18 protein-coding genes and 1 tRNA gene are annotated in these 20,653 nt (G+C 61.0%); 6 read left to right on the top strand and 13 right to left on the bottom strand.

Annotated elements, in window-relative coordinates; genetic code table 11:
* Positions 1 to 299: 299 nt before the first annotated feature.
* Both BLW62_RS18625 and BLW62_RS08175 read right to left on the bottom strand, forming a co-directional pair.
* Positions 300 to 473 carry an HVO_2523 family zinc finger protein gene (locus BLW62_RS18625; protein WP_175459700.1) on the bottom strand — a complete coding sequence of 58 codons (174 nt, stop codon included), beginning with the start codon at positions 471 to 473 and terminating at the stop codon, positions 300 to 302.
* Positions 474 to 584: 111 nt separating this feature from the next.
* Entirely contained in the window at positions 585 to 3,704 is a 3,120-nt protein-coding gene (locus tag BLW62_RS08175) for an adenosylcobalamin-dependent ribonucleoside-diphosphate reductase (RefSeq protein WP_090506619.1), read from the bottom strand.
* A 459-nt stretch (positions 3,705 to 4,163) separates the two neighbouring features.
* Between BLW62_RS08175 and BLW62_RS18620 the strand changes: the two genes are divergently transcribed.
* Positions 4,164 to 4,331 (top strand): DUF8029 family protein, encoded by a 168-nt coding sequence (locus BLW62_RS18620; protein WP_175459711.1) that lies wholly within the window; start codon positions 4,164 to 4,166, stop codon positions 4,329 to 4,331.
* Between the two features lie 90 nt (positions 4,332 to 4,421).
* On the opposite strand, the gene trpG is transcribed toward BLW62_RS18620, so the two are convergent.
* The 4 genes from trpG to trpD are packed head-to-tail and all read right to left on the bottom strand — an operon-like array spanning position 4,422 to position 8,484.
* Positions 4,422 to 5,075: an anthranilate synthase component II gene (trpG, locus tag BLW62_RS08170; protein ID WP_090506618.1), complete on the bottom strand. Its 654-nt coding sequence runs from the start codon at positions 5,073 to 5,075 to the stop codon at positions 4,422 to 4,424.
* Complete coding sequence (gene trpE / locus BLW62_RS08165; protein WP_090506617.1) at positions 5,072 to 6,811, bottom strand: anthranilate synthase component I; 1,740 nt, start codon at positions 6,809 to 6,811, stop codon at positions 5,072 to 5,074. The genes trpG and trpE overlap by 4 nt, the downstream gene beginning before the upstream one ends.
* Before the next feature lie 9 nt (positions 6,812 to 6,820).
* A complete protein-coding gene (locus tag BLW62_RS08160; protein ID WP_090506616.1) occupies positions 6,821 to 7,471 on the bottom strand; it encodes a phosphoribosylanthranilate isomerase in 651 nt (216 codons plus the stop codon).
* On the bottom strand, positions 7,468 to 8,484 hold the full coding sequence (trpD, locus tag BLW62_RS08155) for an anthranilate phosphoribosyltransferase (RefSeq protein WP_090506615.1): 1,017 nt from the start codon (positions 8,482 to 8,484) through the stop codon (positions 7,468 to 7,470). The genes BLW62_RS08160 and trpD overlap by 4 nt, the downstream gene beginning before the upstream one ends.
* A 180-nt stretch (positions 8,485 to 8,664) precedes the next feature.
* On the opposite strand from trpD, the gene BLW62_RS08150 reads away from it, so the two are divergent.
* Positions 8,665 to 8,739: transfer RNA gene (locus BLW62_RS08150), tRNA-Val, on the top strand.
* A 336-nt stretch (positions 8,740 to 9,075) separates the two neighbouring features.
* On the opposite strand, the gene BLW62_RS08145 is transcribed toward BLW62_RS08150, so the two are convergent.
* Positions 9,076 to 10,521: an MATE family efflux transporter gene (locus tag BLW62_RS08145; protein ID WP_090506614.1), complete on the bottom strand. Its 1,446-nt coding sequence runs from the start codon at positions 10,519 to 10,521 to the stop codon at positions 9,076 to 9,078.
* A 161-nt stretch (positions 10,522 to 10,682) separates the two neighbouring features.
* Here BLW62_RS08145 and BLW62_RS08140 point away from each other — a divergent pair, with 161 nt between their 5' ends.
* The gene (locus tag BLW62_RS08140; RefSeq protein WP_090506613.1) at positions 10,683 to 11,591 is read left to right on the top strand and encodes an AEC family transporter; all 909 of its coding nucleotides are present in this window, start codon (positions 10,683 to 10,685) and stop codon (positions 11,589 to 11,591) included.
* A gap of 27 nt (positions 11,592 to 11,618) precedes the next feature.
* On the opposite strand, the gene BLW62_RS08135 is transcribed toward BLW62_RS08140, so the two are convergent.
* The 4 genes from BLW62_RS08135 to BLW62_RS08120 form a co-directional block, all read right to left on the bottom strand.
* On the bottom strand, positions 11,619 to 12,494 hold the full coding sequence (locus BLW62_RS08135) for a hypothetical protein (protein ID WP_090506612.1): 876 nt from the start codon (positions 12,492 to 12,494) through the stop codon (positions 11,619 to 11,621).
* 88 nt (positions 12,495 to 12,582) lie between these two features.
* Entirely contained in the window at positions 12,583 to 13,365 is a 783-nt protein-coding gene (locus BLW62_RS08130) for a YihY/virulence factor BrkB family protein (protein ID WP_090506611.1), read from the bottom strand.
* 107 nt (positions 13,366 to 13,472) lie between these two features.
* Complete coding sequence (locus BLW62_RS08125) at positions 13,473 to 14,249, bottom strand: CAP domain-containing protein (protein WP_090506610.1); 777 nt, start codon at positions 14,247 to 14,249, stop codon at positions 13,473 to 13,475.
* A gap of 83 nt (positions 14,250 to 14,332) precedes the next feature.
* Positions 14,333 to 14,635, bottom strand: coding sequence for a lycopene cyclase domain-containing protein (locus BLW62_RS08120; protein ID WP_090506609.1), 303 nt, complete (start codon positions 14,633 to 14,635; stop codon positions 14,333 to 14,335).
* 104 nt (positions 14,636 to 14,739) lie between these two features.
* Here BLW62_RS08120 and BLW62_RS08115 point away from each other — a divergent pair, with 104 nt between their 5' ends.
* On the top strand, positions 14,740 to 15,897 hold the full coding sequence (locus BLW62_RS08115) for a CBS domain-containing protein (RefSeq protein ID WP_090506608.1): 1,158 nt from the start codon (positions 14,740 to 14,742) through the stop codon (positions 15,895 to 15,897).
* Between the two features lie 74 nt (positions 15,898 to 15,971).
* Here BLW62_RS08115 and radB read toward each other — a convergent pair whose 3' ends face one another.
* Positions 15,972 to 16,679 carry a DNA repair and recombination protein RadB gene (radB, locus tag BLW62_RS08110; protein WP_090506607.1) on the bottom strand — a complete coding sequence of 236 codons (708 nt, stop codon included), beginning with the start codon at positions 16,677 to 16,679 and terminating at the stop codon, positions 15,972 to 15,974.
* A gap of 157 nt (positions 16,680 to 16,836) precedes the next feature.
* On the opposite strand from radB, the gene BLW62_RS08105 reads away from it, so the two are divergent.
* The gene (locus BLW62_RS08105) at positions 16,837 to 17,652 is read left to right on the top strand and encodes a hypothetical protein (protein ID WP_090506606.1); all 816 of its coding nucleotides are present in this window, start codon (positions 16,837 to 16,839) and stop codon (positions 17,650 to 17,652) included.
* Positions 17,653 to 17,877: 225 nt separating this feature from the next.
* Here the strand turns inward: BLW62_RS08105 and BLW62_RS08100 are convergent, their stop codons facing one another.
* The gene (locus BLW62_RS08100; RefSeq protein WP_175459710.1) at positions 17,878 to 19,326 is read right to left on the bottom strand and encodes a hypothetical protein; all 1,449 of its coding nucleotides are present in this window, start codon (positions 19,324 to 19,326) and stop codon (positions 17,878 to 17,880) included.
* Between the two features lie 806 nt (positions 19,327 to 20,132).
* Between BLW62_RS08100 and BLW62_RS18615 the strand changes: the two genes are divergently transcribed.
* A partial coding sequence (locus BLW62_RS18615; protein ID WP_175459709.1) for a hypothetical protein occupies positions 20,133 to 20,653 on the top strand: 521 nt, incomplete at its 3' end.

The following is a 20,653-nucleotide window of genomic DNA, read 5'->3' as shown; positions in this document are numbered from 1 at the left end:
ACACCTGTATATGTATGATGTGGTTATCTTAGCGTTCATCGTGACAGCAATTACTCAGGCACTCCTAGCCATTCTCGTTCACATTGATGCAAAGCAATTGGGAGTCGAACGGCCAATGCTGTGGGAATTTGGTGTAGTGACACCCGCTGCTGGATTTCTCGTCGCTGCGTACTATTTCTCTCAGCGACGTGAACTCGCGACGACCTCAAACTAGTTACACCTATCTAACGTCGGTTTTCTGTTGATCGCAAGCGGTCAATCTAATCAGCTCATTTCTGAACGATCGGATCGCTATCTCACTACCAGAACGTATCAGCACAGTCGAACACGACGCCGTGTTGGGGACAGACGTACTTGCAGTGGCGCTTGAACAGTTCGCTCTCACAGCGAGGACATCTCGGCCCACCGCTCGAGTTACTCCCCACCGCTGGCTTGTCCGCTCTCGGTTCGTTTCCCTCTTCGCCAGCAACCATGTTACTTCGATTGGAGTGTCGCGGCTAAGTTCTGGTGGTTACACACAGGAGTCAGGTTCTCCGTCGAAATCAAAAATAACCGATATTGTCAATAACCGCTGCTATTGCTCCTCAACACTCGCTCCAGCCACAAGACTCGCAGGTCTTGCAGCCTTCGGAGAAGTACAGCGAGAGCGCCCCACAGGAGGGACACTCCGGCGATTCACCGGCGTCGATGAGGTCCTGGGTGGCGTCGTCCGCGTCGGATCCACCCTTCGCGGCGGCAGCGCCGCCGTCGGTCTGTGGGCCGTCGAATTCGGCTTCAGTACCGGCGTCGGCCGCATCCTCGAGCGTCTGCTGAGTCGGATACGGCTTGTCGATCTCGTTCTCGAGGTAGCGTCGCATCGCGGTGCCGATGGCGTCCGGGATCGACTGAATCTGTTCGCCTTTGTCCCAGGCAACCTTTGGACTGCGAGTCCCACAGAGTTCGTCGACGATCTCCTCGGGGTCGACTCCCGAGCGCAGCGAGGTCGAGATGACCTTCGCGAGCGCCTCGGTGAAGGAGTTCGTGAACCCACCCGAGTGGCCGATGTTCGCGAACAGTTCGAACGGCTGGCCGGTCTCGGGATCTTCGTTGATCGTCACGTAGACCTTGCCGTAACCGGTGTCGATGCGCTGGCTGACGCCCTGGAGCGCGTCTGGTCGCTCGCGTTTCTCGGTGAAATCGACCTGCACGGACTCCTGGCTGTCGCCGAGGAGTTCGTCGATGTCCTCCTCGAGCACCGCTTGGACGTCTTCGCTCTCGAGGAAGGCCTCGAGGCCGCCGAAAATTTCGCCGATCTGGTCGACGAGCGTCTCGGCCGCTTCGGTCTCGTCGGCGAAGTCGGCGTTGTCCGCGCGCGTAGTGAGCACCTGTTTCGAGCGGGTGCCGTCGCGGTAGTAGGTGACGCCCTTGCCACCGTTCTCGTAGACCCACTCGAAGACCTCTTTTGCGTCCTCGAGCGTGGAGTCGTTCGGTGCGTTGACCGTCTTCGAGATGGCGGAGTCGACGCCATTCTGTGAGGCACACTGGACGGCGGCGTGTTGTTTCGCCGAGAGGTCACTCGTGATGACGAACAGTTCACCGATGGCGTCGGGGACGGTGGAGAGCCCTTCGACACCGTCGAACTGGTTCGTCGCCATCTGCTCTTGGGCTTCTTCCTTGACGGCGTCGACGTCGATGTCGTTCGCCTCAAGGGTGCGCAGGAAGTAATCGTCGAACTCGACTAACATCTCGTCGCCTTGCACGTCGTCGGTGACGTTCTTGTAGTAGGCGACGTTGTAAATCGGTTCGCAGCCACCCGTGGTGTTGCCGACCATCGAGGTGGTTCCCGTCGGCGCGATGGTGGTCACGTTGTGGTTGCGAATCGGGAAGCCGCCGTCCCAGTCGTCTGCACTCTCGCCGGTCTGGTGTTCGAACCACTCGCGATACGCGGTCGGGTCGGCGTACTTGGAGTCGTTCCAGTCGGCGAAAGAACCGCGTTCGATCGCGAGTTGGTGACTCGTCGCCTTCGCGCCGTGGTTGATGTGGGTCATCAGCTGGCGGGCGACCTCGTTGCCCTCTTCGCTGCCGTACTTGATGCCAAGCTGAATGTACAGCTGAGCGAGACCCATGACGCCGAGACCGATCTTTCGCATGTCCCGTACCTTCTCCTCGATCTCCTCGACCGGGAAGTCGGACATCGTGACGACGTTCTCGAGGAATCGCGTGCCGTACTTGATGCGCTCGTTGAACGCCGAGACGTCGATCGCTTCCTCGAGGAAGGCGTCGACCGCTTCGGCCTGGGTGTCGTACTCGTCCGCGTGCTCTTCGGACCAGACGCGCCAGTCCGGGGCGTTCGTCGCCGCGAGCGTCGAGAGGTTGATGTGGCCGAGGTTGCAGGCCTCGTGTTCCTCGAGTGGCTGCTCGCCACACGGATTCGTCGCCAGAATACGGTGATCTGGCTCTTCCTCGACGTCGAAGGAGTGTTGTTTGTTCACTCGCTCGAGGTAGATGACGCCGGGTTCGCCGTTTTCGTGTGCGCCTTCGACGATGCGCTCGAAGATGAGTTCGGCGGGAATCGACAACGGTTCGCCGACCTCGACGTGTTCGGCGAGGTCGTAGCGGCCGTACATCTCCTTCGTCTCTTCGGTCGCGATGTGGGGTTCTTCCGTACGCGGATTCGTGAAGGTGAACTCCTCGCCGTTCTGGACGGCTTCCATGAACGCGTCCGTGACGCCGACGGAGATGTTGAAGTTAGAGAGATGGCCTTCGACGGCGTTGCGGAGGTGTTTCGGAACGCGACCGTCCTCGTCGATCAGGTCGCGAGCTTCCTCGAGTGCTTCGGAGAACGTGGTGTAGGTGTAGTCGTCGGGATCGTTGAGTCGCAGCGTGTGAGCCAGCGAGACGTCCTTGTTCTTGGCGTGGATGAATTCGATGACGTCGGGGTGTGAGACGCGCATGATCCCCATCTGGGCACCGCGGCGGGTGCCTCCCTGAGCGATGGTCTCACAGAGCTGGTCGTACGTGCGCATAAACGTGATTGGACCCGAGGCGATACCGCCCGTCGAACCCACTGAATCGCCGTACGGTCGCAGTTGCCAGAACCCGTATCCGACACCGCCGCCGGACTGGAAGACCTCCGCGGCCTTCTTCGCGGTCTCGTGGATGTCCGAGAGGTCGTCGTCGGGGCTCATGACGAAACACGCAGAAAGCTGTTGGAGTTCGTCACCGGCGTTCATCAGCGTCGGCGAGTTCGGCATGAACGACAGCGTTTCCATGCCTTCGGTAAACGTCTCGGCGACGTCCTCGACGTGCTCGCGGATATCCGATGGGAGCTCCGGAACGACCGTCTCGTAGGCGAATTTGTTGACGTTGCGCTCGGTCAGTGCGGTTTCGGCGTACTCGTCCGCCGAAATGCCCTCTCCAAAGACCTCCTCGGCGAGTTCGTCGCGACGCGGGTGGTCCGGTTTGAGCTGATCCGGCGTGACGATAATTTCGCTGTCTCGTTTTTCGGCCTCGTAGACGACCTCAGCAAGTGCGATGTTCTTCCCGACACGCTTGAAGAGATCTTCCTGCGTCTCGACGAGTTCGCCGTCTGCATCCTTACGCAGGTAACGTGCGGGGAGGATGTTCTGGTAGGCGTTGTCGGTCATTCGCTCCTCGAGCGTGTCGCCTTCGGTTCGCTTGATCGGGAGCGTTAGTTCTGCAGCTGAAAGTTCCGATTCACTCATGCGCGGGTCACCTCGCGGTAATCCCGCCGCAGGGTGGCGATTCTGTCGTGGGTCCGGGTCCTGAATTTCATTGTTCGTGACGAAGGTTCGGTAGTCATCGGTCCATCTTAAAACCGGGTGTTGTTGTCCTACTTTTCTTGTAGTAGGGCAATTTGAGTTGGATAGATTTCTCTGTACGCTATTCGAGTTGTGTCCGACCACGACCGCTGAAACGGGCGTGATCAGGGCTATGCGTAGCTACGGCGTCAACGGTCTTAACGATTTTCAGACCGGACTGAAAGTAGTGTTGAGGGCGACACTCCACACTGGTGGCTGATCAATTCAGCTCTGTCCCGTCCGCTACTGTGGGTTTTCCAACTGTCGCGTGCGGGACAGTGTCACCCTCCCGTCGACAGTCACAGCCAGATTTTTGTCACTATTTCCAGAAAGATTACGTCGGTGTAGCCGAGCAACGTGTATATGGTCGAACCACTAACGTCGTCGACCGTCCTGCTCGTGCTCGCCGGACTGGTCGCGTTGGCCGTTGCGATCGTCGCTATTCGTATCGCGATCAAACTGGCAATTCGAATCGGAATCGTCGCCGCAGTGGTCCTCGCGGGCCTCTACACGGTCGGCTACGTCGGATAAGAACGCGTTCTGATTCCACCCCCCAACACCGATCGACTCGCCCACTACTGCGGCATCGAGCACTCGGCGATCCGCGGATCTGCACTCGGACTACCGAAGCGACTCGAGGAAATTTTCGATGACGTCGTGACCTGCAGCCGTGAGCACGCTCTCCGGATGGAACTGGACGGCTTCGATCGGGTACTCGCGGTGTCGAACGCCCATCACGAGCGTCTCGCTATCGTGGTCAGCGGTCGCTGAAATTTCGAAGCACTCGGGTACCGCCGTCGCGACCAGCGAGTGATAGCGCCCGGCACGAAAGCCCTGTGGCAGGCCGGCAAAGACGCCCTCCCCGTCGTGTTCGACGGCGGAGGCCTTCCCGTGGATCGGTGCGGGTGCTCGCCCAACGGTACCGCCGAACTCGTAGACGGCAGCCTCGAGTCCCAGACAGACGCCGAGTGTCGGTATCTCGGGACTGAGTTCCCGAAGCACTGCCATCGTGACGCCAACATCACGGTCGTTCTTCGGGTGACCGGGGCCCGGACTGATGATGATCGCGTCCGGATCGACGTTCCGAATGTCCTCGAGCGAGGCGGTGTTTTTCACGACTTCTGTCTCGGTGTCCGCTTGCTGGCTCACGTACTCGACGAGGTTGTAGGTGAACGAGTCGTAGTTATCGACGAACAGAACGGTTACCGCTTCGTCAGTAGCGTTCTCGTCAGCCGGCTTCACCGACTCGCCTCGAGTGTTGGCGTGCTCGCTCATCGGCTCACCTCCGCGGTCTCGTGGCCATCGCGCCTGTCGGAGGTGCCACCATTACCGTCATTACCGTCATTCCCATCATTCCCATCAGTATCACCAGCACCATCGCCGTCAGAATCAACACTATCGCTCGATCTTTCCTCGATGTTCTCGAGTGCGGCGAGTACGCCGCCCATCTTTTTCTCAGTCTCCACGTACTCGGCCTCGGGATCACTGTCGGCGACCAATCCTGCACCCGCACGGACGGTGATCCGGTCTCGCGTTCCTTCGTCTTCGACGGTCGCCGTTCGGATCACGATGGCAAAGTCGGCGTCGCCACACCAGGAGTAGTAGCCGACGCCGCCACCGTAGAGGCCTCGCGGTTCGGCCTCGAGGTCGTCGATAATTTCCATCGCGCGGATCTTCGGCGCGCCAGAGAGCGTTCCGGCGGGGAACGACGCGCGGGTCGCGTCGAAGGCGTCAGCATCCCCAGCTAACTCGCCCGTGACGGTCGATTCGATGTGCTGGACGTGGCTGTACTTGAGGACGTTCATGAACTCGTCGACGCGAACCGAACCGGCCTCGGCAACCCGTCGAACGTCGTTGCGAGCCAGGTCGACCAGCATGGTGTGCTCGGCGCGTTCTTTCTCGTCGGCCAGCATCTCGCCGGCGAGTCGGCGATCCTCGACGGGACCGGTTCCCCGGTCACAGGTTCCGGCGATGGGATTCGACATGATCTCGCGCCCGCGGACGGAGACCAACGTTTCCGGACTCGCGCCGACAACGGTCAGGTCGTCGTGCTCGAGTACGTACATGTACGGCGAGGGGTTCACGTCTCGCATCGCCTCGTAAAACCCGAGCGGATCGACATCGCCGTAGAGCTCTCGCGTCCGGGAGACGACGCCCTGATAGATGTCGCCGTCGAGGACGTGTTCTTTGGCTCGGTCGACGCTCTCCTCGTAGGCGTCTTTCGGACCAGCCACCTCGTCCGTCCGGGTGAAGCCACTCGTCTCCAACGTATCGGCGTCGCGTATCGTCTTTGCAACTTCTTGGGCTTCGGCGAGCACGTCGTCGTAGACGGCGTCCGGATCGTCGTCGGCCTCGAGAATCGGCGTACAGACCAACGAGACGGTCCCGTTTCGTTCGTCGAACGCGAGCGTCTTCGTCGTCAACACGAACTGGGCGTCCGGGAACCGCGAGTCGGGACGCTCGAGACCGACGTCCTCGAGCCAGAGGTCGTAGACTGCGTCGTAAGCGAGAAAGCCAACGAGGCCGCCGGTGAGGTGCTGTCGGTCGTGCTCGGGTGCGTTCGCGAATCGAACGTCCGGCAGTGCGGCGCGAAGAGCATCGACGGTGTCACCGTCGTCGGTCGTTTCGATGAGGTCCATCGGGGCGTTCGGAGACAACGCTTCGACAGCGGTTCCGTCCGATTCGACCGTGATGACGGCGTCCGGATCGTAGCCGACGTAGGAGTACCGTGCGTGGCGATCAGTCTGTGCCGAACTCGGCCGAAACGCGCCGTCGGGATCGCTCGAAGCGGTCTTCTCCGCACTCTCGAGTAAGAACGCGTAGGGCGAGCGCTCGCGGTCGTTCGATGCCGTTCGACCGGTGAGGGCACCGTAGGCCGCGAGTGGCGTCGTGTCGACGTCGAGCGTCACGACGGTTCGGACGACGACCGGCCGTTCGGTGCTATCGCTCGCGTGTTCGCGAAACGTTTCGCGATCGATATCGGGTGTCGGTGAGGTGGGTGTATCACTCATACTGAGAAATCACGGCTGTACTGGTCGACCCGCGTCTTTCGCTCGATCGACGAACGATCTGACCGCAGTTGGGTCCTTGACGCCGCCAGTTTCCTCGACACCGCTCGCGACATCGACGGCAAACGGCTCGACCGTCGAAATCGCGTCCGGGACGTTCTCGGGCGTCAATCCGCCGGCGAGGATCACCGGTGACTCGAGGCCGTCGGTGGCTTTGCGGGTTCGGGCCCAATCGTGCGTGGTCCCGGTGCCGCCACCGCCGTCTTCGCCGGGCGTATCGACGAGCAAGCCGTCGACGACATCGTCGTACGTATGAGCCGTCTGGGCGTCGTCTGCGTCGACGGCGAGGAGAAGCTGAGAGTCGACCTTCGCGCGCACGTACGAAAGGTCACCTACGCCGATCGAGCCGTGGAATTGGAGCGCGTCCGGTTCGATGGCGTCGACCAGTTCGATCGCCTGATCCGGCCCTTCCGGCATCGTCACGAGGACGGTCGTGACGAACGGCGGCGCGGCCTCGACTAGCTCCCGGGCCCGTACGCGGGAGACCTCCCGGGGCGTGTCGACGGGAACGTCACAGATGATGCCGACCGCGTCGGCTCCAGCCGCGATGGCCATCTCGAGGTCGTCCGTCGTCGTCAGTCCACAGATTTTGACGCGCGTCATTGCTGTACCCGCGTCGTCGCTCCCTCACAGAGTTGGGCGAGTTTCCGGGCTGCGCCCCCGGAGTCGATCGCGTCCCGGGCGACGTCGACGCCGGCCTCGAGCGAGTTGGCTTCGCCGGCGATGTAAATCGCCGCCCCCGCGTTCGCGAGGATGACGTCTCGCTTTGCGCCCGTAACCTCCCCCTCGACGATTCCGCGCATGGCTGCCGCGTTTTCCTCGGGAGAGCCGCCCGAAATGGCTTCGATGTCGTGGGACTCGAGTCCGAGGTCGGCTGGCTCGAGGGAGTACTGTTCGACGTCGGATCCATCGACTTCCGCGGCGATGGTTTCGCCGTGAATCGCGATTTCGTCGGTGCCCGCGCCGTGGACGACGAGCGCCCGCTCGACGGCCATCCGAGAGAGGGCGTCCGCGAGAATCGGAACGAGGTCGGGATCGTAGACGCCGACGACCTGGGCGTCCGCCCCGGCGGGGTTGGTCAGGGGCCCGAGGACGTTGAAGATCGTTCGCATGCCGAGTTCCTTTCGCGGGCCGATGACGGCTTTCATCGCGGGGTGGAACACCGGCGCGAGCATGAAGCCGATGCCGTCGCGTTCGATGGCGTCCTCGACAGCGGGCGGTTCGGCTTCGACCGAGACGCCGACTTCCTCGAGGACGTCCGCGCTTCCAGAGGAAGAAGAGACCGAGTAGTTACCGTGTTTGGCGACGGGGACGCCAGCGCCGGCGGTGACGATTGCGCTCGTCGTGGAGACGTTGATCGTATCGTAGTCGTCCCCACCCGTCCCGCAAGTGTCGACCAGTGGCTCACGATCAGGGGTAATCGTCCGGGCGGCCTCGCGCATACCTTGTGCGAAGCCGGCGATTTCGGCTTCCGTTTCGCCTTTCGCCCGTAGTGCGGCCAGTAGCGCGCCGATCTGTGCCTCCGTTGCGTCTTCGAAGACGGACGTAGAGGCCGCTCGAGCGTCTGCTTGCGTCAGATTCTCGCCCTCCGTAACCCGCTCGACGTATTCCTGCATAGTGAACACCAATGTACGTAGTTGTCTTACAATGTCCAAATGAGTACATCAACTTAAGCATGTCGGAGGGATCGTGGGTGCGACTCGCGTACGGCTCCCGATTCGAAACCTTCAATTACGGTGGCGGGCAACGAACGAGTGCAGACAACGTGGCGATAGACGCCACGGAGGAAGCCAGGCGGGTTGGTGGTCTAGTCTGGTTATGACACCTCCTTGACATGGAGGAGGCCGGCAGTTCAAATCTGCCCCAACCCATTTCTGACGGAACAAAACTGACGAGCGAAGCGAGTCATCCGTTCCGTCAGAAATTGTTACGGGAGATTTGAATCAGGGAGTGAAGCGAACGGAGTGAGCGGAACGACCGTGGTTCAAATCTGCCTCAACCCACTATTTCTGTCGCGAACAACTTCGCGAGCGACAGGTTCGTGACGTGAGGCAGTTTGAATGAGACGAGGCGCGCACAGCGCAGGCGAGCACGTCTCGGTGTCGCTCAAATCTACCCAATCTGTCTATCCAGTGCCAACCGCTGGACTCGAGTCTCCCTGATTTCGTTCCACAACCCCTTCACTTCGAGCGAGCCATCTCTACCGCTTAGTCGTCCGCGACGGCGGCGTCCGGGCGATAGGTCTCGCTGATGGCTTTCCACTTGTCGGTGCGGAATCGCCAGTAGTTGATCGCGGCGGGGACGCTCGTTTCGGCGACGAACGCGAGGTAGAGTCCCCAGTAGCCGAGGCTCGTCGTCGCGCCGAGGTACGCGAGCGGGATCGAGACGAGAAACATCCCGACGAACTGGCTCGCGAAGGGCACTACCGTGTCGCCACTGGCGTCGAGCGGGCCAGCGGCTGCACCGGCGACGCCCTGGAAGACCACCGCGACGCAAGAGGCGTAGACGAGTGTGACCGCGATCGGAATCTCGCCGCTCGCCGGATCGTCAGCGAAGAGGACGACGATCTGCTCGGCGAAGAGTGCGATGAGGATCGCGCTTACGATGTACGTCGCCACGGCGAAGCGGATGATGTCTCGGCCGTACGCTTTCGCCGTTTGCTCGTCGTTTTGCCCGAGCGCCTGTCCGACCAGACTCGAGGAGGCGAGACCGAAGCCCCACCCGGGCGTGTTCATCAGCCCCCAGATGCGCCGAGCGATGACGAACGCGGCGACGGTGTTCTCGCCGAATATACCGAGGACCCAGAGCATGGGGAACTCGGCGACCGTCCAGACGAGGTTTCGGCCGCCGACGGGGAGCCCGATCGTGACGATGTCGTGAATCGTGCCCGGATCGAAGTACGACCCCAGTGGGTCGACCTGTATCGGTAGTTGGCCGATGACGGGGAGCCAGCCTGCGGTGATGCCGACCGCGAACGTCGCCGTCACGGCCACGTTTGCGAACACCGTCCCGAGTGCCGCTCCGACCACGCCCAAGTCGAGTCCGAAGATGAACACGGCGTTGAGTCCGATATTGATGACCGCGCCGGCAGCGCGGATCTGCATCGCGATGAAGGAGTCGTCCGCACCGACGAGGGTTCGGCTCCCGACCAGATTGAGACCGGCGAAGGGAATTCCCAGGGCGACGACCTGCAGGTACGTCGCACCGTAGTCGATCGCCGCCTGATTGTCGGTGAGTACCGAGATGAACTGCTCCGGAAAGAGCCAGAACGTCGCCGAGACCGGCACGGAGAGTGCGATGACCAACACCGTACTCGAGCGAACCGCCAACCCCAACTCGTCGTAGGCATCGGCGCCGAAGCGCTGTGAGACGAGGGCGATCGTTCCGCCGGCGACGCCGCCGCCGATCGCGAAGGCGAGCCCCCAGAACGGACTCGCGTAGCCGACGCCCGCGACGGCCGACGTTCCGACGGCGACGCCGACCATCGCGACGTCGACGGCGCTCTTCGACATGCGTGCGATGCCGGTGACGATCCGCGGCCACGCGAGGACCGTCGTCTCGACAGCGCGCTCACGGTCGATCAAGCCGAGACGGGCGAGTGCGAGTCCGATATAGAGGATCGTAAGACGTAGTGGATTTGGAATCCGACTCACGGAGGTAGCTGTCTATTATCGAAGACGTTCAAAGGAGTTCGTTAGCCGGCAAGCCACGTGGCCGTTCTGGACCCTCTCGCCACGAATTTGAGCAGTGTCACCCCATCACACTACGACGATTAACCGTGCACTAGAAGGAGCCGAGTCGACTCGAGACCGCTATGGAAGTGCTCGGCCGGTTGCTGGCGTTGCTCGTCGTCTTGGTGCTCGGCGCGGGACTGCGAGCGTCGGGATTCCTCGGTGCGAGCCGGACGAGTCGATTGAACGCGGTTGCGTACTATCTTGCGTTGCCGGCACTCATCTTCGTCTCGACGTACGACCAGGCGATCGGTCGGCTGCTCTCGATCGAACTGGTTGCGGGCTTACTCGTCGTACTGCTCGTCACGGCGAGTCTCGCGTGGATCGTCCATCGAAATCGGGACTCGAGGGGACGCCAGAGCGTCGCAATCGTCCAGTCGTATCACTCGAATTTGGGCTATCTCGGGCTTCCGCTGGTGGCGGCGACGTTCGACGCGGAGGTCACCGCAATTGCGAGTGTCGTCCTCGGCGTGATTACGCTGGTGCAACTCCCGCTGTCGCTGATCCTGTTGTCGACGCTCAACGGTGCGAGTGCGGCGATCGCCGACGAGTTGCGTGGGCTCGCGACCAATCCGGTGTTGCTCTCGTTGCTCGCCGGACTCTCCGTCGGGTCTCTTGGCGTAACGGTGCCCACGAACGCCGCGACCGGACTGGACGTGCTCGGTTCGATTGCCCTCCCGCTGGCGTTGCTCTGTGTCGGAGCGTCGTTACAGATCGATGTTCCCACGATGGATTTCGGTGCAACGGGAGCCGTCGTCGGCCTCAAAATCGTCTGCATGCCCGCACTCGCGTGGCTCGTCTTCTCGACGCTGTCCGTCGACGCGCCAACGCTGACGGCGACGGTCGTGATGTTCGCGACGCCCACTGCCGTCTCGACGTACGTCTTCGCCGCCGAACTCGGCGGGGACTCCGAGTTCGCGTCACTGAACGTCTTCGCGACGACGCTCGTCTCGATGGCGACGCTGTTCGTCGTAATCTCGCTCGTCCCATGAGGCCTCATACGCACAAAAACCGATCTGTCAGCCGCCGAAAAAGCGTTTGATCCGTCCAAGGAATCCAGCGGATTCGGACTTCTCATCGTCACTCGAGTCCGCGCTATTGGGGTTGATTGAACCAGCGAGCGGCCCGTCGTCGGCCGCTGAATCGGTGCTCGCCGTCGGCGACGCACCAGATGTCGCTTGCGTCGACTCGAGGTCGTCCATGGAGAGGTCGATCTCACCGACGTCGCGCGTCGACTCGCGCCCGTCACCGGCTTCTGCGGCGCGAACGTCGGAGCCGGTGACGTCACCGCGTTCGATTCGCGCGGCGAGATCGTCGATCGAGGTGTCTTCGTTCACGCTCTCGACCGATCCCGTTTGGGACAGCGCGGTGCTCGAGTCGGAGCGTTCGTCATCGTCGGTGTCATCGCTCCCAGCGTCGCTGTCAGTGGAATCACCGTCGCTACTGTTCTCACCATCGTCGCTACTCTCGTTCTCGCTGCGTTGCGTTCCGTTGGTGTCGTCATCGTTGCTGGCGTTGTCACCGCCGTCGCCGCCGTTGTTATCGCTGACGTCATTACCGTCGTCGCCGTCGCTATCGTTGTTGGAAGGCTCGCTGCTCGAGGCGTCGGTATCTGATGAGTCGCCAGCAGCCGTCGATTCATCAGTCTGTTCGTCCCCCTCCAGTGGCGTTTCGTCGGATTTCTGTGGATTGTCTGCGGTCGACGCTGTGACGTCGTCTTCGATAGGTGTGTCGTCGATATCGCTCGAGTCGGCCGGTTCGTCGGCTGGCTCGCTAAGAGAATCGAGAATATCGTCGACGCTTTGCTCGGAGACGACGCGTTGTGGCCCGCCGCCGGGACCGTCTGCGCTACTCGAGGTGTCAGTGGGCGATTCCTGAGACTGGTCGTCGCTCATTATGGAGGTCTGTCTGTGCCGAGACCATAACCTTTCCCCAGCGCGATTGTTAGATGAATGAACGCCGAAACACGATCGGGAGAGAGAATTACTCCACGGGCGAGTGGTCGGCGAGCACGACGTTGACGACGGCTCCAAGGAGGATGAGGATGCCGGCGAAGTAGAGCCAGGTGACGAAGAGGATAACCACGCCCACAGCACCGTAGGCCTCGTACTGGCTGGCATTGGCCGCGTAGAGCTGGAATCCACCCTGGAGACCCGTCCAGCCGACGGCGGCGACGACGGCGCCGGGAAGGATTTCGGTGACTTCGACGGGAACTGGTGGCAACACGTAGTACATCGGGAGGAAGACCAGGATCAGTCCGATCAGCAAAGAGAGCCAGCTAAGCCACCCTCCGAACGGAAGTGCGTCCGCTGCGAGGCCGAGGACCGTTCCGATCAGGATCATCAACGCGAGCGCGCCAACGCCGGCGAAGATCACGACGAGGCCATCTTTGAGCTGATCGACGATCGTCACCTCGACGGCTTCGTCGTAGATTCGCTCGAACGCGAGACTGAGTCCACGAAAGACCTTGAGCGCACCCCACGTCGAGACGACGAGTGCGACGGCAGTCGCCTGAGACCGGCCGGACTCCGTCGTCAATGCCTCGACGACGAGTGCTTCGCCTGCTTCCGGCAGGAAGTCCCCGGCAACCAGAATCAGCCGTTCGGCGGTCGCTTCGCCCCCGAGCAACGAGCCGACGACGAGCGCGAGGAGGACGAGCGGGATCACCGAAACGAACGCGTAGTAGGCGAACCCAGCCGCGAGAAATGTGAGGTCGCGATCACTCGCTGTCCGGTATATCGACACGAGTGTCTCAGAGATATTCATATCGACTACGAGGATTTACTCCCTAACAAAGTGCGCGTCGATTAGCACCCGCTGGAAGTGCTCGAGGCCGTCCCGATTGGTGCCATCCGTTTCATCGCCGTCGGCCGTCACCACTGCCGACAGAAGTTGTGCGACGCGTAGACTTCCCCGTCGTCAGTCACGTAAACGCCGACGCCACCGCGATCCCACTCCGGAACGCCATCTTCCTCGAGGATCGCTTCTCGGTGAGACGTCGAGTTCATCCACTGATCGACGAGTCCGGTGGCGAGTTGCTCTGCGGTCTGGTGCTCGCTGGTTTCGCCGGTGTCCGTATTTTCGACTGGGCGGTCGATGTACGTCAGGGCGATGTTCTCGCCGTAGCCCCGACAGTAGTCGTCGACGTCGGTAAAGCGCTCCATCGGCTCCTGTCCGTCGGGATTCGTGTGGTCGAAGTACTCCTGGTCGGCCATATCGTAACTGTGGGCACGCGCGACGGAGGCGACCGTTCCGTCCCACTCGAGGTCGTCGACGTCGTGGTCGTCCCGACGGTCGTTGACCTCCGCGTGGACGAAGTCTTCGACGGTCTCGGTGTCGATCGTCTCGACGTTGGATTCGTACGTCGACTCACCTGGGTCGTCGGGGTCGGTCGTGTCGGGATCACGCTCACCAGCAGGTGGTGGCTCGGAACTCGGAGAGGGCTGTGGACCCATATCGACGCCGTTCGGTCCTTCGAAGCCGTCGATCCCGTCGATGTCGTCAATAACGGCGGGTGCGATAGTGGCCGCGCCGACGACGAGTGCGCCGATGAGCACGACGGTTCCGAAGAGCCGCAAGATCCCTCGGATCACGGCTCGATCGCTGGCATTTTCGGGACCCGAAGTGGACGGCTGATGGCGATCTCCCATCGGACCAACGGTCGTGAAACCACCATATGATTGTCGTGGTCGGTTGCACGCATTGATAGTCAATTCCTTCGTGTACGTGATGGTTACTCGGTCCCAAAGATCGTCTCGTGAAACCCAACGACGAGTCCCGGAACGACCACCATGAACAGGTGTTCCTCGAGTGGGATGCCGGCGATATCGATCCCGGTTCGGAGTTTGATGTCGAATATGCCGACGGCGAGGGTGTATCGGTCCCAGAGATACGCGATTGGATACAGTGCAAGGATCGTAACCCCTGCCTTTCTGAGTGCGTTTGTACGGTACAGTAAGACGGCGGCGACTGCACCCCAGAAGAGTTCAGTCGCGAGATAGGTGTACCGCCCGAGGACACTAATATCGAGTGTCATACTGCCCGTTCTACACGCAGGCGCAAAATGGTGCGTCTTCGTCCCACCCGGCTAAAACGGGCGGTATGTTCAAAAGCCCTGAGACAGTATATCATTGCGTAACGATGAATATCGCTGATATCGCCACCCGAGATTTCATCGAAGTCGACGTTGGCACACGTATGGGGAAAGTCCGTTCGACCTTCGAGGATGGCAACCCCAAAGGAATTATCGTCACCGACGACGGGGAGTACGAGGGCGTCATCAGCGAACGGGAGGTGCTCCAATCCCACGTCGAGGACGACGCGAAGGTAGCCGCACTCACCAAACCGAGTCGCAACTCGCCGGCACCGAAGGTCGCTCGAGACGAAGACGTTCGAGAGACTGCGCGCGTGCTCGTCGAGAGCAACTCCAAAGTCGCGCCCGTTTTCGAACACGACGACCTCTGGGGCGTCATCACGGACGACGCGATTCTCGAGGCCGTTCTCGAGAACCTCGACGCGCTTACCGTCGACGATATCTTCACCGACGATCCGGTCACGCTGTCCGAGGACGACGGCGTCGGGAAGGCGATCAACCACCTGCGAGAACATGGCATCTCGCGTCTGCCCGTCCTCAACGAGAACGGCTACCTCTCCGGTGTCGTCACGACCCACGACATCGCCGACTTCGTCATCAGAGAGAATCACACCACGACGACGGGTGATCGCGTCGGCGACTCCCAGCGATTGCTCGATGTTCCCATCTACGATATCATGACCAGTCCCGTCGAGACGACGACGCTCGACGCCACCGCGAAAGCGGCCGTCGAGCAGATGCTCGAACTCGATTACGCGGGGCTCATGGTTACGCCCGAGGACGACGACCGAACCGTCATCGGCGTCATCACCAAGACGGACGTCCTCCGTGCACTCACCTTCACCGAAGAGGAGTACATGGACGTCCAGATTACCAACATCTCGATGCTCGACACCATCACTCGAGAGTCGATCGTCCAGAGTATCGAGGGAGTCTCCGATAAGTACGCGGACATGCAGGTAATGCACGCACACGTGCGCTTCCACGAACACAACGAGAAGCTCCGTGGCACGCCACTCGTCCAGTGTCAGGTTCGACTCCGAACCAACAAAGGACAGGTCGCCGGCACCGGCGAAGGATACGGGGCCGAGAACGCCTTCCGCGTCGCCGTCGACAAACTCGAGCGAAACGTTCTCGAGATCAAAGGAATCACGAGCGACGAGGAGTACCGCGGTCAACTCCTGCGAAAGCTCAACGAAATCTAGTAATTCGGCTCCAAATCTAACGGCTCGGCTACCCGAATCGAGCCGTCACTGACGAACCGACCATTTTCGTTCTGTCAGAGCCGGGACGACTCGTCGCCACCCTCGAGTCCGTTGTCCGTAATTCGAAACTGCGTCGACTCGCCGACGGCTTTCGAGCGGTGTTTCTCGAGCGTCGCCCGCCGGTTCCCTCCCCGGAATCGCTCGAGGCGGAGGACGACGCCGGTCCAGTGCTCGAGCGTGTTCCCGCCGAGTCCACGCGTTCGGTCGGCCTCGGGGTCGCTGAAGACCTGATTCGTGAGAACGACCGCGAGGTCGTGCTTTCGGGCGAGCGAGAGGAGGTGCGTCACCTGCCGAGTGACCTTCCGCAGCGCCTGCCCGCCGTCGTTATCGCCGGTTCGCTCGAGGCGGTAGAATCCGGTCGCGCTGTCGAGGACGATCAGATCGGCGCGTTCGGCGAACTCTTCTGCGTCGCGGACGGCTTCTGCCTGTTCGTCGAAGTCGAGGGCGTCTTCGATGACGATTCGCGAGGCGACGTCCTCGACGTCTTCGTCGGCAACGGACGCCGTTAGAAGCTGCTGGAATCGATCTACCGAGACGCCCTCGGTGTCGATGTAGACCGCCGTCCCACCGGCGGCGGCCGTGTCGACGGCGGCCGACAGCGCGAGGTTCGTCTTGCCCGCGGCCGGCGGGCCGTACAACTGCGTGACGGTCCCGCGTTCGAATCCCCCACCGAGTAACTCGTCGACCGGGTCACAGCCGGTCGGGATCGCCTCGTCGTTCACGAGTCGAGTTTGGTGGTTGCGGGCAAAAAGGCCCCGGAACCGGCCTGAAGACAGGGTCATCGAGACGAAGCGCCAGCCGTGGATAGGCCGACTAATTCACACGAGATGGAGAGCTAATGCGCGTACGTTTATTCCGCTCGGTCGCCAACGTGCGCTCGTGATCGTCGTCGCCACCGCAGACTTCGAACTCTACCACGGCGTCGTCAACGAGCTTCGTGAACGGGGCTCCGAGTTTACGACCATCGAACCCGACGACGAACTCCCCGAGCGCGTCGCAGTCGTCGTCACCGGTCCCGAGCACGCCGATTCGTTTCCCGACGTGACGACCATCGTCGCCGATCCGGACGACCCTCGGCGAGCGGTCGATCAGGCGCTCACCGCCGTCCGGGGCGACGGTGGCCGGGTGATCATCGGCGTCGACCCGGGGCGGAAACCCGGCATCGCCGTGCTCGCGGGCGACGTCGTTGTCGCGGCGTTCCAGGTCCCACTCTCGGATGCCGTCGACGTAATTCAGCGCGAGGCCAACGAAGCGACGGCTCCGATCGTCCGCATCGGTGACGGTTCCCGCCTCCAGAGCGCGTCGCTCGTCAACGACCTCGAGGACGTAACGGTCGAACTGGTCGACGAAACCGGGACGACGCCGTATCTGGGTACCGGCTCGAGGGGTATGGGTGACGTCCTCGCGGCCGCCAATATCGCCAGGCTCGAGGGAGAGGTCGTCGAGACGCGACAGATCGACCCGACCGCAGGCGAGTTGCAGGTGATCAAGGACCGATCACGCGAACAGAGCGATGGGAATCGTGCGATCGACGACCTTCTCGCACGTCGCGTCGCCGCCGGCGAGTTGTCGATCGAAGAAGCGCTCTCAGAACACCGGACGGCGGGATCGGGTGGAGACTCGAGTGGAGCGAACGGGGAGTTAGACCAACCCGATGAAGCCGAGGACGGCCACGGCAGCGATCGGGCGCAGTAGACGTTCTCTTCCAGTGAACGAGTGAAACGCGACGTCACCCTCGCGGAGACGTCCTCGCGCGTATCGAACATCCGTCGGCCGGAGACGTTCGTCGAGTGGTCGCGGTGGCGCTGGTCGTCGGATTCGTCAGGTATCGTCGGCTGCGTTCTTTCGAGTGCGGCTCCACTCGAGCCAACGGCTCACGAGGTGAACGCGCCAAGAAAAAGCTGTGAGTCGAAATCGGTTCTACGAGGCGACGCCGACGTTCGACGCGGAGACGCCACCGGTCTGGATATTCTCGTTCTCCTGCATCGATATCTGCACGGAGTTTGCTTCGCCTTCGTCTTCGGCGATCGCGATCGATGCGTGTTGTTCGTCGTAGTTGCCCTGCGTCACCAGTTGGGACTGCTCGAGTGCGGCAGTTGCATCCTGGGTGACGTCGCTCGTCTGTTCGGCGCTCGTGTCGAAGTCATAGGACATGCCCGGTGCGTCCTCGACGTCTTCGCCGCCGACGGTGACGGTCGAACTCGAGGTCTGGCCGTCGGTGTCGAAGACGAGACCTGGGCCTGCGTAGACGTTGAGCGCTTCGGCGAAGCCGACTTGCGCGTTGTAATTTTGCTGATGGGCCAACTGGACGGCAGTGGCTTCGCTGTTGTCGGTCGCGATTGCAACCGCGGAGTTCTGCATGTTGACGTTCAGCTGTTCGACCGACTGCTCTTGGTCGACGCTGGACGTTGCAGTCTGCGTGTCGCTCTTGTCGTCTTTCTTGTCGTCTTCAGGCATTTCCGTGTCGACGACACTACTTTCGGCCTCACCGCCAGCCGTTGCGACGTTCATTCCGCCCATCGAGGCGAAGATGTTTTCGGCGTCGGCGGACGCAACCTGCTCGTTGAGGTTGGTCTGGTCGGATATCTGGATCGACGTTGCAGTGGAGTTTTCACCGACGGCGATGGCGACTGCACCGCTTTGCTCGTTGATGTTCGCCTGTTCAACGGATTGCTCCTGATCGATCAGTTCTTCTTCGCTCTGGTCGGCGTACTCGCCGCCGCCAGCGTAGATGTTCGCTGCGTTCGCAGCTCCCTCTTGGAGGTTTTCGTTGTGCTGGTCGGTCTGTTGGAGTGCAGTTGCGTCACTCTCGTTTTCGGCGATCGCAAGCGCGGTACTCTGTTCGTTGACGTTCGCCTGTGCGACGTCTTGGCTCTGGGTTACGCTCGCTTCGGCCGACTGCGTGACCGTCTCTTTGTCGTCTTTCTCGCCAGCGACTCCCCAGCCATCGTACTGCTGGTTGTCGCCGTTACCCATCAGGAGGTAGACGTCACCGACGTCTTCGAACTGCGTTTCTTCGGTGTCTGCAGCTTCGTTCTCACTGGATGCGTCACCCGTCTGGGCGTTGGCGTTCATCTGATTCGACTCCTGAACGGCCGTCGCTTCGCCACCGTCGATCGAAATGGAGACCGCCTGACCCTGTTCATTGATATTCACCTGGTTGACATCCTGGTGTTGAATGACTTCCGTCGCGTCGTCCGCGTCTTCAGGGTTGTCGACCGCGTGTTCCTCGACGTACTCTTCGAGCGACTGATCTTCGAGATCAGCGCCGAAGACCAAGTAGAGGTCTTCACCGTTCTCGAGTGCGTGTACGTTGTCTGCACCGCCACTGTCACCAGCCATTGCCGCGGGTGCGCCTCCGGCGAGCATCGCTATGGAAACGATACAGGCCAGGAAAGCTGCTGTATATCGTGATCGTCTCGTGTCTGTGTCTGTCATGATGTTTTCCGTTGCGTCTGTGAGTGTCGTTCGTTGCTGAAATTCTGCGACGCAAACCATCGTATCCTGATGAGTACCTTTGTTATCTACAAATTTCCAAAGAGATGAACCGGGCTACCAGCTAGAATAATTCCTCTTCTCGAGAGAAAGCGACTGCTTCGATCGTCGCCGCTCAGCACCGAATCCGACATGTGTTCGATTAACTATCAAAAGGAAGGAACGAAAATCGTTCTCTCAACAGCCCGTTACTGGTACGAACACCGACCATTTTACGATAGAGGCTCCGATTACCTGCCAACATATTACATTGTAGACTGTTTCTCGAGTGCAATCCATTACTTTGGTGCAGACGGGATGCGATGAACTGGTTTAATGGGGTAAATTTTGGCCGTAACAACTGAACTGTTGTGCAATGAACTAACGTTCAGACTCAAAATATGAGTACTAGCTCTAGAACAGTTTAGGATCGATTAGTAGTTAATAATCCCTCATAATCGATAAGCACACCCATAGACTCTTCTAGACCACTCGTTCGGAGTGAAACAGTTGCCCGGGTTCAAATGGCTCCCAGTAACAGAATCGACCGGGCAACGCACCAGGAGGACACGCACAATGGCGGGAGTCGCGAGAACCGACCGCGTCGCTCGAGCGGTTACTCGAGTAGTGTGTCCACTGGTGGCGTTTGCGTGCCCGATCAGTACGCAACAATCCCACCACAGACACGGTGACCAACGAAAATGAAACGCATACTTGCAGCCTTGATGACGATCGCAATGGTCGGCAGCCTCATGTTCATGGGGTTCGCCGGAACAGCAGCCGCACAGGACGTAGATGTTGACATCGGCGGAGACGGCGGCGACGGCGGCGATGCGGGTAACTACGCCGAAGTGAACCAACAGAACAACAACGCTCAGATCGGTATCTCTGAGGCGACTGCCGCGGGCGGTGCGGCAGATGACGGCCCTAACGACAATGTCGAATGCGGCGGTCAGTGCGACGATTACAACAATGACGATGCTGCTGACAGCACGTCAGCTACGTCGTCCGTTGACCAGGCCCAGGACGTGACGCAGTCCAACGATGCCAGTGTCGACCAGAACGCTGAAGCTGGTGACGGCGGCGACGGCGGTGCCGTCGATGTCGAACTCGGTGTTGGCGACGACGCACCTGTAGAAGACGATCCTGAAGAAGACAACGGTGACGACGCTGACAACGGTGACGACGCTGACAACGGCGACGACGCTGACAACGGCGACGA

It is taken from the genome of Natronorubrum sediminis, assembly GCF_900108095.1.
GTDB classification, from domain to species: Archaea; Halobacteriota; Halobacteria; order Halobacteriales; family Natrialbaceae; genus Natronorubrum; species Natronorubrum sediminis.
The sequence above is the reverse complement of the archived record's forward strand: the minus strand, read 5'-3'. Positions and strand labels throughout refer to the sequence as shown.